This is a genomic window from Lentzea cavernae (genome assembly GCF_014653695.1).
Classification (GTDB): Bacteria; Actinomycetota; Actinomycetes; order Mycobacteriales; family Pseudonocardiaceae; genus Lentzea; species Lentzea cavernae.
In genome coordinates this window covers 95,428-111,631 of the sequence record NZ_BNAR01000016.1, presented here as the reverse complement: position 1 = coordinate 111,631, position 16,204 = coordinate 95,428, and the positions used below count along the sequence as shown (strand labels likewise).

The 16,204-nt window shown below is 72.2% G+C and carries 7 protein-coding genes; 2 read left to right on the top strand and 5 right to left on the bottom strand.

Annotated elements, in window-relative coordinates; all coding sequences use genetic code 11:
• Positions 1 to 105: 105 nt before the first annotated feature.
• A complete protein-coding gene (gene eccB / locus IE307_RS36990) occupies positions 106 to 1,527 on the bottom strand; it encodes a type VII secretion protein EccB (protein WP_191304109.1) in 1,422 nt (473 codons plus the stop codon).
• A complete protein-coding gene (gene eccD, locus IE307_RS36985) occupies positions 1,527 to 2,924 on the bottom strand; it encodes a type VII secretion integral membrane protein EccD (protein ID WP_191304108.1) in 1,398 nt (465 codons plus the stop codon). The genes eccB and eccD overlap by 1 nt, the downstream gene beginning before the upstream one ends.
• A gap of 132 nt (positions 2,925 to 3,056) precedes the next feature.
• Between eccD and eccCa the strand changes: the two genes are divergently transcribed.
• Positions 3,057 to 7,031: a type VII secretion protein EccCa gene (gene eccCa, locus IE307_RS36980; protein WP_191304107.1), complete on the top strand. Its 3,975-nt coding sequence runs from the start codon at positions 3,057 to 3,059 to the stop codon at positions 7,029 to 7,031.
• 39 nt (positions 7,032 to 7,070) lie between these two features.
• Here eccCa and mycP read toward each other — a convergent pair whose 3' ends face one another.
• The 3 genes from mycP to IE307_RS36965 are packed head-to-tail and all read right to left on the bottom strand — an operon-like array spanning position 7,071 to position 13,259.
• Positions 7,071 to 8,246 (bottom strand): type VII secretion-associated serine protease mycosin, encoded by a 1,176-nt coding sequence (gene mycP, locus IE307_RS36975; protein WP_229905453.1) that lies wholly within the window; start codon positions 8,244 to 8,246, stop codon positions 7,071 to 7,073.
• Positions 8,243 to 10,822 (bottom strand): hypothetical protein, encoded by a 2,580-nt coding sequence (locus IE307_RS36970; protein WP_191304106.1) that lies wholly within the window; start codon positions 10,820 to 10,822, stop codon positions 8,243 to 8,245. The genes mycP and IE307_RS36970 overlap by 4 nt, the downstream gene beginning before the upstream one ends.
• A 43-nt stretch (positions 10,823 to 10,865) precedes the next feature.
• The gene (locus IE307_RS36965) at positions 10,866 to 13,259 is read right to left on the bottom strand and encodes a right-handed parallel beta-helix repeat-containing protein (RefSeq protein ID WP_191304105.1); all 2,394 of its coding nucleotides are present in this window, start codon (positions 13,257 to 13,259) and stop codon (positions 10,866 to 10,868) included.
• Positions 13,260 to 13,447: 188 nt separating this feature from the next.
• On the opposite strand from IE307_RS36965, the gene IE307_RS36960 reads away from it, so the two are divergent.
• A complete protein-coding gene (locus IE307_RS36960; protein WP_191304104.1) occupies positions 13,448 to 16,147 on the top strand; it encodes an ATP-binding protein in 2,700 nt (899 codons plus the stop codon).
• The last annotated feature ends 57 nt before the right edge of the window (positions 16,148 to 16,204 follow it).

Here is a 16,204-nt window from a genome sequence, read left to right as displayed (position 1 = left end):
CTGCGGCGCGCTCACGAAAAGAAGATTAGGACGGTGCGACCTGTGAGAACGGTGTCGTGAGCCTTTTCCGGAGCAGCGGGGGAACAACCCTTACGAGCACTCCGCTCACGGAGTTCCGCCTTGGCTGACGCGCGCCGCCTCGGTGCTCAGAACGGGTCCGGCCGGGAGCAACGCCACGAGCGCGGCGGGCACAGCGACGGTCGCGTTCTCGCTGTACCCGAGCGCGGACAAGGCTTCCTTGGACGGCAGCGGGAACCTCGTGCCCACCTCGGTCACCAGGTAGAGCGTCCCGGCCGTCGCACCCGCGGCGGGTGCGGTTCTGACGAGCGCACCCGCACCGGCGGGGATCGACACCCGGTCGGCGGCACTGCCCGCCTTGTGCGGAGCGGTCGGCACGGACGAGGAGCGGACCACGTTCGCCGACAGGAACTCCACTGTGGACACCGAACTCCCGTCCGCGGACGGCGTGAAAGCGGTGCAGGGAAGCGAATCCGACGGCGGTGGGACGACCTCGGGAGGCTGGGAGGGAAGTCCCGCACCGAGATCGGCACCCGCCTGCACCGGCACCCCGGCGAGTGCGCCCGCACCCGCCTCGACCGGTGCGACCACCGCGTCCGGGTAGGCGGCGCGCGTGCCGGGAGCGGACAGCACGAGTGCCGCCACCGTCCGGTTGATCGGCACCACCCCGCCGGACCGGACCAGGTAGAGCTGGTCCGTCCCGATGGCGCGGTTGCGGACCTCGTACACCTGCCCCACCCGGCTGGGACGTCCGTCGATCACGGGCCCCTGACCACCGGCCCCGCCCGTGTCCGGCATCCGGAGGTCCGGTCCCGGTGTCACCGCGTTCAGCCAGGGCGCCGAGACCTTCACAGCCGGCTTTCCGCCGTACCCCAGCGCTTCCAGGGCGGCCGGCTCGGCGATGCGCAGCCGTTTGCCGTTCCACAGCAGGTGATGCGCTCCGTCCGGGGCCTGGGCGAGCACCGCCTGCCGGTCCGCCACCGCGCGTCCTGGCGGGGCGCCGAGCAACAACGTCACCTGCGGACCGGTGTGGTCGGGTGTGTCGACGTCGACGCAGACGGTCCACGAGCCCTTGGACAGCTGGCCACCGGCCGGCAACGCGTCCGGTGCGCCGGGAATGCCGATCGGCTGGCCCACGGGCGTTCCGGCGAGCGATCCCGGCGAGACGCCGACGACCTTGCCGTCACCCCGTCCGGCCGCGAGCCTCGCGGAGGAGTAGTTCAGCACCGGGCGCAACTGGCCGTCGAGGTAGACGTACCGGGCGCCGGTCGTCTCGTCCATCACGATCGCGCCCGCCGTGCGCCACGAGTTGTCCTTGCCCGGCGAGAAGAGCCCGTAGACGCCGAAGATCCCCATGAGCAGCAACGCGATCAGGATGCCGAACACGGTGCCGGTGCTCAGGCGCTTGCTCGGGGCCTGCAACGCGTCCGGCTCCCCGTGCGTGACGGCGGCCGCCAGCCTGCCCACGACGAAGAAGTAGGCCTGTACCTGGTCCTTGCGAGATTTCATCAGCCCGCCAACGCACGCATCAGGGCGTAGACGTGCAGCACCTGCAAGAGGATCGGCAGCACGGCCATGGCGGTCACCGACTCCAGGATCTCCACCGCGCGTCCCCAGTACGGCCGCAGGCGCGTCCCTGGCAGCCGTTCCGCGCCGAAGAGGAACAGCAGCGCGGCCACCGTCACCAGGGGCACGACGACCAGCAGCCGTCCCGCCGCCGGGTTCACGGCGCTGACGTGCAGCACCACCGCCGCGAACACCACCGCGACCGGGGCGAGGATCGAGCACCGCGCGACCAGCCCGGCCGGGTGCCGGGAACGCAGGAGCAGCAGCAGGGCGATCACCAGCGCCAGCACGATCGACCAGGTGTCCCCGCCGGCCACGAGCAACGGCAGCAGCACGCACTGCGCGGCGCCGAGACCGACGTACAACGAGGTGACGTAGGAGAACGTGACCGCGCCCCGTTCGGTCACGAGCTCGTGCGGCACCGGCTCGATGTCCTCACCCAGCTCCTCAGCGCCGGTCGGCAGCATCGGCAGGGTCAGGCCCGAGAGCCGGAAAGCGAAGTGCGGCACGAAGATCGCCACCACCACCGACGCGGAGACCGCGATGGCGGCCGACTCCGACGTGGTGGCGGGACTCAGGGAACCCACCAGGCCGGCGAACACGAGGACGGCGGCGAACACGATCCCGCCGGTGAACAGCAGCACGGCGTCCGCGATCGCCACCACGCCCGTGATCAGCGCGAGCATCGCTCCCGCTGCCGCACCGGACAGCAGGATCATGGCGTTGGCGCCGGGATCCAGGACCTGGGCGATCGAGAACCCGGCTCCGGCGGCACAGCAGACGCCGGCCACGGCCAGCACCGTCGCGGGTTCACTCCTGCCCGCTCCCCTGGCCGTCAGCGTCGCGGCCAGCAAGAGCACCAGCGCCACCACCGACGCGACCTGCGCCTGCATCCCGCTCATGGGCCCTTGCACCAGGATCAGCAGGCCGATGCCGAGGCTCACGGCGGCAGCGGCCCGAAACATCCAGCGGGCACGCTCGGGCGTGATGCGCCCCGCGTGCTCGCGCACGACCTCGCCGACACCGTCGACCAGGTCGTCGTAGTCGACGGCGGCCAGCTGTCCCGCGCGTGGGCGCAGGTGCAGGCTCTCGCCGTCGAACACGTTCAGCTCGGTGAGGGTCCGGTCCTCGTCCAGCGGTTTCTCACCGATCCGCTGCACCACCCAGCCCTCGTGTTCCGCGCCCTCCTCCACCACGTCCGCGCCGAACAACGGCAGGACCGCGGGCAGCAGATCAGCGAGCGGGACGTCGGCAGGCAGTGCCACATCCCGTGATCCACCACCCAAAACGAACCGTAGCCGTGCGGAACTCGTTGTGCGAAGCTGTGTTTGCTCTTCCATCCGGTGCCAGGTCCTTCCTCCAGATCTAGACCCGTGACCAGGCCAGAAGCTAGGCGAGTCCTCGCACGCGAACACCGCTGCGAGCCGTCAGAGGCTGAAGAAGAGGAACTTCACCCACCGAGGGAGAGCCCGTTGAGCACAACGCTGTTCGCTCGCCGCGCACGGCGCCCGAAACCGCCTGCCCCGAGTTCGGACATCGAGCTGCAACCGCCGCCGAGCGTGCCCGAGGACACCGGCGGAACGATCAGCTCGGTGCTGATGTACGCGCCGATGGGCATCGGGTCGCTCGCCATGGTGATGATGTTCGTCCGGCCCGGCTCCGGCGTCTTCGCCTACATCGGCGGTGGCCTGATGGTGCTGTCCGCCGTCGGCATGCTCGTGACGCAGATGGTCCGGAACTCCGTGACCCACAAGCAGAAGCTGAACGGGCACCGCCGCGACTACGTCCGGTACCTCGCGCAGCTGCGCGGCCGGGTGCGCAAAGCCCTGTCCGCACAACAACAAGCTGCGCGGTGGACGCACCCCGACCCGCATGCACTGTGGTCGACCGCACTCGGCTATCGGCTGTGGGAACGCCGGCCCGCGCACGAGGACTTCGGTGAGGTCCGGCTCGGGCTGGGCACCCAGCGGTCGTCCACGAAGCTCGTTCCGCCGGACAGCAAGCCGGTGGACGACCTGGAACCGCTGACCGCGCACGCGTTGCGCCGGTTCCTGCGCGCCTACAGCACCTTGCCCGACGCGCCGATCGCCGTGTACCTGCGCGGGTTCGGCCAGATCCAGTTCGCGGGCGAGGACGACGCCGTGCTCGGACTCGTGCGCGCCCTGCTCGCACAGCTGGCCACCGCGCACGCACCCGGTGACGTCGTGATCGCCACGTGCGTCTCCGAGGAGCGCGCGGAGCGCTGGGAGTGGCTGAAGTGGTTGCCGCACCACCAGGACCCGGAGAGCCGGGACGCGGCGGGCGCCCGTCGTCTGACCACCCACGACCTCGCGCAGGCGGAACTCCTCCTCGGTGGCCCCTCGTTCACCGGCAGGCCGAAGTTCGAGGCCGACACCCCCATCACCGCCTCGGAACCGTTCGTGGTGCTGCTGATCGACGGCGTGAACGTCCCGTCCGACCACCGCGTGGCCGACGAGGGGTACCGCAACGCCGTCGTGCTCGACGTCTCGGGAGCGCTCTCACGCCAGCAGCGCACAGGTGCGCTCGTCCTCGACGTCACCTCCGAGAAGGTCCGCACCGTCTCGTTCGACCGCATCGGCAAGGAGCAGACCGCCGATCTGTGCACTCCGGACAGTCTCAGCGAGATCTCGGCCGCCGCGCTGGCGCGGACGATGGCCCGGTTCCGCGTCGGTGAGGCCGCGGAGGACGGCGAACCGCTGGCCGTCGACTACGACCTGTCCACCATGCTGGGCATCGGTGACGTCGCGACGTTCGAACCGGTGAAGTACCGGCGGGAACGGATGACCGCGAAGCGGCGACTGCGGGTGCCGATCGGCATCGCCGGCGCCGGTGCTCCGCTGGAGCTCGACATCAAGGAGTCCGCCGAGGACGGCATGGGCCCGCACGGGTTGTGTGTCGGCGCGACAGGCTCCGGCAAGAGCGAGCTGCTGCGCACCCTCGTGCTCGCGCTCGCCACCACGCACTCGTCCGAGGAGCTGAACTTCGTCCTCGTGGACTTCAAGGGCGGCGCGGCGTTCCTCGGGTTCGACCAGCTGCCCCACACGTCCGCGGTGATCACCAACCTCGCGGACGAACTGGAGCTCGTCGACCGCATGCAGGACGCCCTGACCGGTGAGATGAACCGGCGGCAGGAACACCTGCGTGCCGCCGGCAACTACGCGTCGAGGCGCGACTACGAGGCGGCCCGTGCTCAGGGCGTGCAGCTGGAACCGATGCCCGCGTTGTTCATCGTGGTCGACGAGTTCAGCGAGATGCTGTCGAGCAAGCCCGAGTTCATCGACGTGTTCGCGATGATCGGCCGGCTCGGCCGCAGCCTCGGCGTGCACCTGCTGCTCGCCTCGCAACGACTCGACGAGGGGCGGATCCACAAGGTGGAGACGCACCTGTCCTACCGGATCGGCCTGCGCACGTTCTCGGCGATGGAGAGCCGCAGCGTGATCGGCGTGCCCGACGCCTACGAGCTGCCGAACAGCCCCGGCAACGGATATCTGCGGCCGGACACGCAGACGTTGTTGCGGTTCAAGGGCGCCTACTCGTCGGCTCCCTACCGGCCCAAGCGGCGCAAGGGAGTCAGCACGGCCTCGGTCGTCGGCCAGGTCGTGCCGTTCGGCACCGGCTACCTCGAACCGCCGAAGAACCCGGAACCCGAGCCCGAACCGGAGAGCACCAGCGCCGAGGAGAACACGCTGACCATGCTCGACGTGCTCATCGAGCGGTTGCGCGGCGTCGGACCGAGGGCACACCAGGTGTGGCTGCCGCCGTTGAAGACACCGGCCACTCTGGACCAGCTGCTCCCGCCTCTGGTCGACCACCCGGTGCTCGGCCCGCGGCCGGTTGGCGACCTGCACACCGCGGACCTGACCGTCCCGGTGGGACTGATCGACCTGCCCGCGCAGCAACGGCGTGAGCTGCTGGTCGCGGACGTCTCCGGCAGCCGGGGCAACGTCGCGGTGGTCGGCGGCCCGCAGAGCGGCAAGAGCACGCTGCTGCGCACGTTCATCGCCGGGCTCGCCCTGACGCACACGGCGGCCGAGGTCCAGTTCTACTGCCTGGACTTCGGCGGCTCGCTCACGGCTCTCGCGGGCCTGCCGCACGTGGGCAGCGTCGCGAACCGCCTCGACCGCGACCGCGTCACCCGGACCGTGCTGGAGGTGACGAGCCTGATGGCGAAGCGCGAGGCGATCTTCGCGGAGCACAACATCGACTCCATGGCGAGCTACCGCCGTGCCCGCAAGCAGGGTCGTCACCTCGACGCCGACCCGTACGGCGACGTGTTCCTCGTCGTCGACGGCTGGTACACGATCCGGCAGGACTTCGAGGAGGTCGAAGAGCGGTTCACCGAGCTGGCGGCCCGCGGCCTGAGCTTCGGCATCCACCTGGTCATCGCGTCCAACCGGTGGTCGGAGATGCGGCCGTGGCTGCGGGACGTGATGGGCACGCGGTTCGAGCTGAAGCTCGGTGACGCGGTCGAGTCGGAGGTCAACAGCCGCTTCGCCGCGACCGTGCCGTCGATCCCCGGACGCGGGATCACACCCGACCGCCTGCACTTCCTGGCGGCGCTCCCGCGCATCGACGGGGACACCGGCACCGAGGACCTCGCCGAGGTCACCGTGGAACTCGCGGAGGCGCTGGCGACTCCCGGCGCCCCGGTGGCGCCGAAGGTCCGGCTGCTCCCCCACACGCTGTCGGTCAGGGAACTGCCCGCGCCGCACGCGCCATCACCGTCGGCGGAGATGCGGATGGCGCTGGGACTGGAGGACGTGAACCTCGGCCCCGAGTGGCACGACTTCGACGCCAGCCCGCACCTGCTGATCTACGGGGACGCGGAGAGCGGCAAGACGAACCTGTTGAAGCACATCGCCCGGTCCATCGTCGCGCACCACGACACGGACGAGGCGCGGATCATGTTCGGCGACTTCCGGCGTGAGCTGGGCAGCTCGATCCCCGCCGAGCACCAGCTGGAGTACGCCGTCGGTTCCGAGGCACTGACCAAGTCGATCGCCGGCGCGGCCTCCGTGCTGGAGAAGCGGATTCCCGGCCCGGAGATCAGCCCGAGCCGGCTGCCGCTGCGCGACTGGTGGGGCGGCGGCAGGCTGTACATCATCATCGACGACTTCGAGCTGGCGGAGTCGTCGGGCAGCGCCGGGCCGTTGCAGCCGCTCCTGCCGATCCTCGCGCAAGCCTCCGACGTGGGTGTGCACGTGATCATCGCCCGCAGCACGGCGGGGGCCAGCCGGTCGATGTCCAACCCGGCGATCCGGCGGATGTGGGAGCTCGGGACCCCGGCGCTGCTGTTGTCCTGTCCCAAGACCGAGGGGGCGTTCCTGGGCAACTTGAAGCCGAGGACGTTGCCGCCGGGGCGGGCGCAGTTCATCAACCGCCGCCGGACGGTCCGGCTGGTGCAGACTCCGCTGGTCGAGGGCTGAGGATCGCGGTCCACTTCGGATGTCCGAAGTGGACCGCTTTCAGCTCTTCGGAGGAGCCCATCCCCGCGCCCGGCCGGAACGGACCAGGCGGGAGACCGCGACGAGTCCACCGGCGAACACGACGACGAGCACGGCGGCGGTGAGGGCGAACAGCGGGCCCACGTCGTCGCCGCGGTCCGGTGCCGGTGCGGGCGCCGGGGGTGGTGCGATGACCGGTGCGTTCTCCTCGGGCAGGATCGCGGTCACGGCGGCGACCGGATCCACTGTGCCCCAGCCCATTCCGGGGTCGGGCAGCTTCGCCGTGGCCGGGCGCACCGCCGTGGCTTCGAGGCGGTGCTTGACCTGGGCCGCCGTGAGATCAGGGCGGTAGGCGCGGACCAGTGCCGCGACGCCCGTGACGAACGGGGCCGAGTAGCTCGTTCCGCTGCCGCGCCAGTGCCCGATGCCGCCGGGGCCGGTGCTCGCGACGTCCACCCCCGGTGCGACGAGGGACAGGAACGCGCCGGTCTGCGAGAAGTCCGCGCGGCCGCCGTTCACGTCGATCGCTCCGACGGCGATCACCCCGGGGTACGCGGCCGGGTAGGTGACCGGATCGCCCTGCTGGGCGCTGTTAGCGGCCGAGGCGACCACGACGACGTCGCGCTGCACCGCGTGCTGGACCGCTTGGGCCAGCTTGTCGTCCGGGGTGGACACACTGGCCGAGATGTTGACGACCTTCGCGCCGCCATCGACCGCCGCGCGCAGCCCTTCGGCGATCGTCGCCGCGGTCAGCGAGGGTTTACCGTCCGGCCCGGCCGTGGCGCAGCGCACCGGCAGAACCGTGACGTCGGGGGCGACGCCTGCGAAACCCGTGTCGCCCGGCGCCGCCGCGATGATGCCGGCGACGAACGTGCCGTGCCCGTTGCAGTCGGTGTCCGCGGGCTTGCCCTTGCTCACGACGTCCACGCCCGGCTGCACGCGCCCGGCGAGCTGCGGTGTCTTCGCGTCGACACCCGTGTCGACCACGCCGACCACCACCCCGGCGCCTTTTGTCACAGGCCAGACCTGGTGTGGCGCAAGCTGTCTCTGCGCCCACGGCACCGGCCCCTGGACGGTCTGGGGCGGCGGCAGACAGCCTTTCAGATCAGCCGGCAGCGGCGTGGCCTCGTTCGCGAACGCGGGCGGCGCGGCCACCAGCGTCACCAGCAGGGCGCACCCGCAGACCGCGCGCTTCACGAGGCGAGGGTGGCGGTGGCGCCCGCCGTGCTGTCGTGCCACCGGACCATCGGGGTCGTCAGCCGGATGGCCGCGTCCTCGTCCTCGACCAGCCGCAACGCCGCCGCGTGCCTCCGCACCAGCACCTGGTCGAGCTTCGCCAGCACCGCGAGGTCGCGCTCGTCGAGCTCCCCGCTCTCCGGCGTGGGCTCGGCGGGCCCCAGCTCCCGGAAGAGCGCGGCCACCCTGGGAGCTTCTTCGGACGGTTCGGGCGTGCGGACCGCGAGCGCCTTGAACCGGGCACCGGCGTAGAAGATCGCGTGGTTCACAGCGGCCCCGTCCGCGAGCTCGGCGGTGCGCCGCGCCGTCGACGGCCAGATCAGCACGTCGAGGTCGGCGTCAGGCACCGCGATGTCGAGTTCGGTGCTGCCGGTGAGGAACCCCGGCTCGGTCAGCACCGTGCCGGGTTCGCTCGTGTGCTCCAGCGACTGCCCGACCCTGCCTTGGCGCAACACGGCCCTCCTGTGCGTGGGAAGTCTGCGGATGCCCGAGGCCAGGCACTCGACGAGACAGTCGAGCGTGCCGCCCCGCCCGTCCCGGACGGCCTGGTTCAGCTCCGCCGCGGTGTTCCCGCGCGCCAGGTACAGGCACACGGCCACGTAGTCGGCTTTCACGCCCAGCCCTTCGCCCTGCCGCATGGCGGGCCACGTGGCGAGCGCCGCGTTGACCGTGGCGAGGGCTTCGCCGAACGCCTCGCCGGCCGCGGCGGCGAACCTGGCCTGTTCGGCGGCGGTGCTGGGGCGGTCGGGGACGGACAGGGGCCGCTTCGGGTGGGCGGGTGCCGGATCCGTGGCGGGTGGAGGGATCGGGACCGGGGTGGGTGGTGGTGCGGGGGTGGTGTCGGCGGGCGGAGAAGGCGCGCTGGGTGGGGGTGGCACGGATGGGGTCTGCACGGGTGCGGGCGGCACGGGTGCGGGCGGCACGGGTGCGGGCTGCTGAGCGGCGCTTGAAGTGGGCGACGGGCCAGGTGTGCTGGATTGGTCTGGCGTTCTGGGCAGGTCCGGTGTTCTGGGCAGGTCCGGTGTTCTGGGCAGGTCTGGCGTTCTGGTGGGGGCAGGTGTCGGTGTGCGGGTCGGGCCGGACACCGTTGGCACGGAGGAGGACGTCGTGAGGAACGCCGGCCGCGCAACGGCCTGCATCGGCGGGGAGAGTTGCGGCGCGGGCGGTGGTGAAGCCGGGGGAATCGGCGCTTCGGAGGCCGGTTCGGGCGCAGCGAGAGGCGGCGCCTGTGGTGCCTCGGCCGGCATCGGACCACCGAGCCGCTCGGCCAGCCGCTCAGCCACGCGTTCGACCGGACGCTCGTCCGCGCGTTCGACAGGGCGGTCCTCGGCCACCACCGGCAGCACCTCGGTCGGGCGCTCGTCCCGAACCGCGGCGAACCGTTGCGTGGGCTGCTCAACGGGTACCGGCGACCTGCGCCCGGCGGCGAGCAACGCCGCGGACCGGTCGTCGAGCACCCCGCCGACCCGCACACGAGCCAGGCCACGGGTACGTTCGTCCACACTGGACAGCAGACGTTCGGCGGCGGCCATCAGGTCGTGGCTCACCTGTTCGCCGGGCGCCCCGAGCCACAACGTCCACCGCACCGGGTCCCAGGCCTCCGGGGACCGCACCGGTGGCGTGGAGGCGTGGCGCAGCACCAGTCCGGACGGCACGACGTCGGCCACGACCTGGCCGAGGGCGTAGGTCGTGGGGCCGGTGCGCTGCCAGCCGGGCGGGGGTGGTGCCACGTCGGCGGTGCGTTGTCCCGCGGCGCTCTGGTGCAGGACGGTGGCGAACCCGCAGGGGTTCTCCGGTGCGAGGAGGACGTCGCGGCCCAGGTGGTGGGCGAACTCGGTGAGCCAGGCCGGTTTCGCGGTCACCGGCGCCTGCGGCACGACCATCAGGGCGCCGGGCACGATCCGGCCGGCCAGTGAGGCCGCTTCGGCCGGCCGGAGCGCGGAGTCGGTGAGGACGATCTTCGGGTAGCGGGGGTGCACGGCGACCGCGAAGCCGCGATCCCCCGCGGTCACGGCCGGGGCCATCTCGCGGCGCAGCACCAGACCGGCGGGAACGGGCTCGGCGACGACGTCACCGACGCGCGTGGCCGTGGTCGGCAGGGACGACTCCCACTCCGGTGCCGGGTACCGGACACCGGCGAACGACACCGGCCGGCCCGGCTGGAAGCGGCACCAGCCCGCGCTGCCCGTGCCGTGGCCGGAGTACAGCACCGAAAGCCCGCTCACGCCGCCTTCGGGGGCGATCACGGCGATCCCGAACACGTCCGCGAGTCCCTGGGCGACAACGTGATCGCGGCCCAGCCCGTCGAGGCAGATCCGCACCGCGCGCGCTCCCCGCACCGGCAGCAGGCGCGGCAGACCGGCCCGCAGCGCGGGTTCGCGGGCGGCCGCGTCCGTCACGCGGACCAGGACCTCGCCCAGCGGTGGCACGGGAAGCGCCGGCAGGGCGCAGTCCTCGCCGCGCAGGTGGATCAGGACGTGCGGCCCGGACTGCCGGGCGACCAGGTCACCAGGCCGTCCCGCGCCTGTTGCGTTCATCGTTGTCTCCCGCTGTCCGGCACGGGGAATCCGCGCCGGGAGGTCAGCTGATGGTCTCCAGGTCGGCGGCGGTCAACAGGCTCAGCTCGGCCGCCGTCGCCTCGGCGGACTCGGCCAGGCGCGAGGCCTGGCGGTCGACCATGCGCTCGAAGACCCGCCTGGCCGTGCGGCCGTTGCCGAAGGTCCCGTCCTTGGGAATGTCCTCGAAGTGCTGCAGGAGCACGTCGGCGGCGGCGCCGTCGAGGCGGTAGTCGTGCCTCGCGCACTGCGAGCGGACGATCGTGACGAGTTCGTCGGCGGTGTAGTTGGCGAACTCGATGGTCCGGCTGAAGCGGGACTCCATGCCGGGGTTGGACTCCAGGAACCGCGACATGTCCGCGGAGTAGCCCGCGGCGATGACCACGACGTCCTCGCGGTGGTCCTCCATCAGCTTCACCAGCGTGTCGATCGCCTCGCGGCCGAAGTCCGGTCCGTTGCCGCCCTTGCTGGAACTGAGCGTGTAGGCCTCGTCGATGAACAGCACGCCCCCGAGGGCGGTGTTGAACGCCTCGGTGGTCTTGATCGCCGTGCCGCCGATGATCTGCGCGACGAGGTCCGCGCGGGCCACCTCCACGAGCTGTCCCTTGCGCAGCACGCCCAACTGCGCCAGCACCTGGCCGTAGAGCCGCGCGACCGTCGTCTTGCCCGTCCCCGGCGCCCCGGCGAAGACGAGGTGCCGCGCCATCGGCGGCACCGACAGCCCGGCGTCCTTGCGCCGCTTCGCCATCTTGTTCAGGTTGATCAGCGAGGTCACCTCGCGCTTGACGCCCGCGAGTCCGACCAACTCCTGCAGGTCCCCGAGCGGATCGCCGGCGGCAGGACGCGGTGCGGCGGCAGGAGCCGACGGGCCGGGATCGGCGGTGGCCGCGGTGCCGAACGCGTCGGGGGTGAGGTTGCCGCCGGAGATCAGGTCGAGGACCTCGATCCCCGTGCCCGGCCGAATCTGCCGCACCCCGCTGCCGTGGTTGTCCCGCACGGTGCAGCCGGAGATGCGCACGGCTTCGTCGGTGTCGATGCGGATGCCGTCGGAGCTGCCGGAGGAGAACTCCGACTCGGTCACCGTGCCGGAGGATCCCGTGGTGAACAGGCATCCCGCTCCGGCGCTGTTCTGCACCCGGCAGCGCACCAGGGAGAGGTCGGCGCCCTCGCCGGCGTGCACGCCCTCGGCGCCCGCACCGGCGATCGCGCTGTCCGCCAGCGAGAGCGCGGCTCCGACGACCTTGACCCCGGCGTCGGCGGTGCCCCGGACGCTCAGACCGCTCGCGGACAGGCGTGCCCCGTCCGCCACCACGAGTCCGGCGTGACGGCTCCCGTCGATTTCGAGGTTCTCGACGGTGCCGCGGGCTCCTCCGTGGAACTCGACGGCCGCACCGTCGCAGCCGGCGACCCGCAGCCGCCGGAAGAACGGTTCCGCGTTCTCCGCCACGCTGACCCCGGTCGAACCGCAGCCCGACACCGTCACCTGGTCGAACTCGGGGCTGCTGCGGTCGGTCACGACCAGCCCAGCACCGTCCACTTCGGACACCTCGCACCCGCTCACGGTTCCGGTCGAGCGCGCGGTGAAGTGCATGCCGCCGCCTCGCGCACCGCGCACCCGGCACCCGCGCAGCGCGGGGGCCGCCTGCTCGTCGACGAAGAAGCCGTCGGCTCCGGCTCCCTCGACCAGGCAGTCCTCCAGGGTGATCGGACCGGTGCCCGCGAGGTAGAACCCGACGCTCTCCGAATCCGAGACGGTCAACCGCGTGGCCGTCAGGCCGGCTTCCTGCTCGACCGCCACGGCCGGCTTGCCGGTCACCGAGATGACGGTGTCCTCCGCGGTCAACCGGCCGCGGCCGTTGAGGCAGATCCCGTTGCCCACGGCGTTGCGCACGGTGCAGAACCGCAGTCGCAGCGCGCCTTCGTCCGCGACGACGACACCGGACGTGCCCAGGTCCTCGATCCGGCACGATTCCAGCGCGCTACCCTGGGGTGACGTCACCACGACACCCGCCCCGGTGCCGTTGCGCACCGAGCAGTCACGCATCAGCAGCGTGCCCTCCCCCGCCGCGAACACCGTCGCCCAGCCGTCGGAGGAGAGCGCGCACTCGCTCAGGTCGAGCCGGCCGCGGGCGACGACCACCGCCGGGCTCTCCACGTCCGACGACGTCACCGTCACGCCGTTGAGCGACGCGGACTCGGCGTCCACCGCCACGACGGGACCGGACGACGCGACGAGGTGGACCGTTCCCGGTCCTTCCTCCGCGGTGATGGTCACCGGCTTCGACAGCACGATGTTCTCGTGGTAGCGCCCCGGTCCGACGAGGATGAGCGCTCCCGACGGCGCACCGGCCACCGCGTCGCCGACCCGGGGATGCCCGTGTCCTGGCGTCTGGGTGACCCTGATGACGTTCTGGCTCACTTTCCGGCTCCTCGCAGTCCGCGGGCCGAGCCCGCGTACGACCAGGCCCGCGCCCAGGTGATCAAGCCGGACTCCACAAAACCTCTACGCCGCGCCTCGGCGAGCACTTCGGGCACAGTGGACGACTCAAAACGCCCCGTGCCGGACGAGTCGCTCGACACGACCGCCGCCCGGCCGATGATCGGGGCGTGGACGAGATCCTCGGCACCATCCGCGCGGCGCGCACGCCCCTGGTGTCCGTCACCGGGCCCGCGGGCGTCGGCCGCACCCAGCTGCTCGCCCGGCTGAGCGCCCTGCTGACCGCGGACGGGCGGCACGTCACCGCCATGCGGTTCACCAGCGACGGCAACGCGATGCCCGCGCGGTTCGCCCTTCCCGACGCCGCATCGCCCCACGACTCGATCGTCGGGCTGCGCGGGCCGGTGCGCAGCGAGTCGATCTGGGCCTCGCTCGGCCCGGTCGTCGGTGCCGCCGGAAAGCCCGACGTGGCGAGGAGCGCGGCCACCTCGGCGGCGGCGGCGCTCAGGAGGTCCGGCCCGAAGCCGGTGCTGCTGATCGACGACGCGCAGTGGATCGACCCCGACTCGCTCGCCGTGCTGGAGGCGCTGGTCCAGCAGGTCGCCGACAGTCCGCTGACGTGCGTGGTCGCCACCCGCACACCCGCGCCCGGCATCACCGGTCGTGCTGCCGCCGCCCGGTTGCGGCGCGCCGGTCTGGTGGAGTCGGTCCGGCTGCGTCCGCTGCGGCCGGAGGAGGTCCGGCGGACGACGGCGCTCGCGCTGCAGGCCGTTCCGGACGACGCGCTCGCCGACCACGTCCTGAGGCTCAGCCGCGGGATTCCCGCCGCTGTCGGTGAGACGCTCGACCAGCTGCGCGCCGACCGGGCGATCCGCGTGGTCGACCAGCGCGCGTACCTGGTGGCCGCGACGGGCCCCAGCGGTGCTCTCCCGCCGGGGCCGCTGCTGCGCGCCGTCCGCGAACTCGGCCCCGACGCGTGGGCCGTGGCCAAGGCGGTCGCCACGCTCGCCCCGTTCGGCGCCGCCGTGCCCGAACTCGTTGGTGCCGCACTGAACCTGCCGGTGCGCGAAGTCGAGCGGCTGATCGACGTCCTGCGCGCCGAGGGCGTCCTGCACCGCGGTCTGGGTGGCGCGTCGTGGCGGTTCCAGATCCCCCTGGTGGCCGAGGCGCTCGTCGCCGCGCGCGGCCCGTTCGAACGACGCCACCTCGCCGCCCAGGCCGTGACGTCCGTCTGGAACGGCGCCGCCACGTGCGCGGACGAGGACCACTTCACGAACCTCATCGCCGACGCGGGCCGACTGGTCGACTCGCGGCGAGCACTCGGGGAACTGCTGAGCAGGTCGGCGACAGCCCGCGCCGACCTGGCCCAGCGCTGGCTGGGCGCCGCGACCGAACTGTCGGACGACCGCACCCAACGGTCGGTGGTGCTGCTTCAGCACACCACCGCCTGCCACGTCCGCGGAGACCGCGAACAGAGCCTGCGGGGCGCGCTGCTCCTGCTCGCCGAGTACGCGGACCAGCTGAACTCCGTCACCGTGCAGGAACTCCAGGCGATGGCCGTGTACGCGTTGAGCAGCCTGGGCCACACCGAAGTGCTGCGGGCCCTGGCCGAACGCACCACGACGGAGCCGTTCCCGCCGACGGTCGTCACCAGTGCGCTGGCGTTCGGCATGCTCGACCGCTGGCGGGAGGCGGGTGAGCTGGTGCCCGGCTCGTCCGAGGACCCCTTGAGCCAGTTGCTGCTGACCATGACAGAACTCTGGCAGGGCAACCCGGAACGGTTCGAGCAGAGCCTGGAGACCAAGGCAGGCTGGCCGCCGCGCACCAGCGCGCATCGCCGCTTCGACCACGTCAACGCGCACGTCACCGCACTGCTGGTCATCGGTGATCTCGACCGGGCCGACAAGCTGCTGATCGAGGAAGGCCTTGACTGGCACCGGATGCAGCGCAGCGACCAGGCGATGGCGGCGGCGTTGCGCGGACAGTTCGACGTGGCGGCCGAGACGGCGCGGCGCGGTGTGGCCGACCGGTCCGCGTGCAGTTTCGACGCGGGCAACGCCGGGATGCACCACGCGACCGTCTCCGCGTTGGTGGCGCAGGGAAAGGTGCTGACCGCCAGGAAGCTGCTGGCCGCCGCGCGCACCACGACGCCCGTGCTGGCCCACCTCCTCGACATGGCCGAGGGGCTGGTCGACCGGGCGCTGGGCGACACCGGGGGAGCGATCTCACGCCTGCGCGCCACGCTGCACTCCGCTGCCGGCCGCGGGCTGCTCGTGGGCGCCGACCTGGGCTGGGCAGAGCTCGTCGACCTCGCACTGGACACCGGCGCGACGGACACGGCCGAAGAAGGCCTGCGCGCCGTGGAAGAACTCGCGGCCACCATGCCGACGAGCCGGGTCACCATGCACGCGGCGTTCGTCCGCGCCGTCGTCGGCGGGGACGCCGCCGCGACCCAGGAGTGCCTGCGCCGCCTGCAGGAGCGCGGTCACCCCGGTGAGAGCGCTGTCATCCGGGCCAGGCTGGTGAAGCACGGTGCCGCGCCGGCCGCGGTGCTCGGACCGGTCTACGCCGAACTGGGCGAGCTGGGCGCGTTCCTCTACCGGGCACGGGCCCGCAACCTGATGCGCGAGCTCGGCGTGACCGTCCCCGGACGGCAGGAGGCCGTCGCCGAGAACGAGTACCTGCTGACCGTGCTGGCCGCCGAAGGGCTCAGCAACAAGCAGATCGCGGCCACGCTGCGCACGAGCGACAAGAGCGTCGAGGGCCGGCTGAGCCGGTTGTTCGCCCGTCACGGCCTGACGTCCAGGATCGAGCTCTCACAGGCGATCCTGGACGAGGCGCTGACCGCCGGGGGAACCGGGCGTGGCTGAGGAGGCGGCGTTGCCGCTGACGGGAACGGTGATCAGTCACGACGAGCCGCGGGGCTG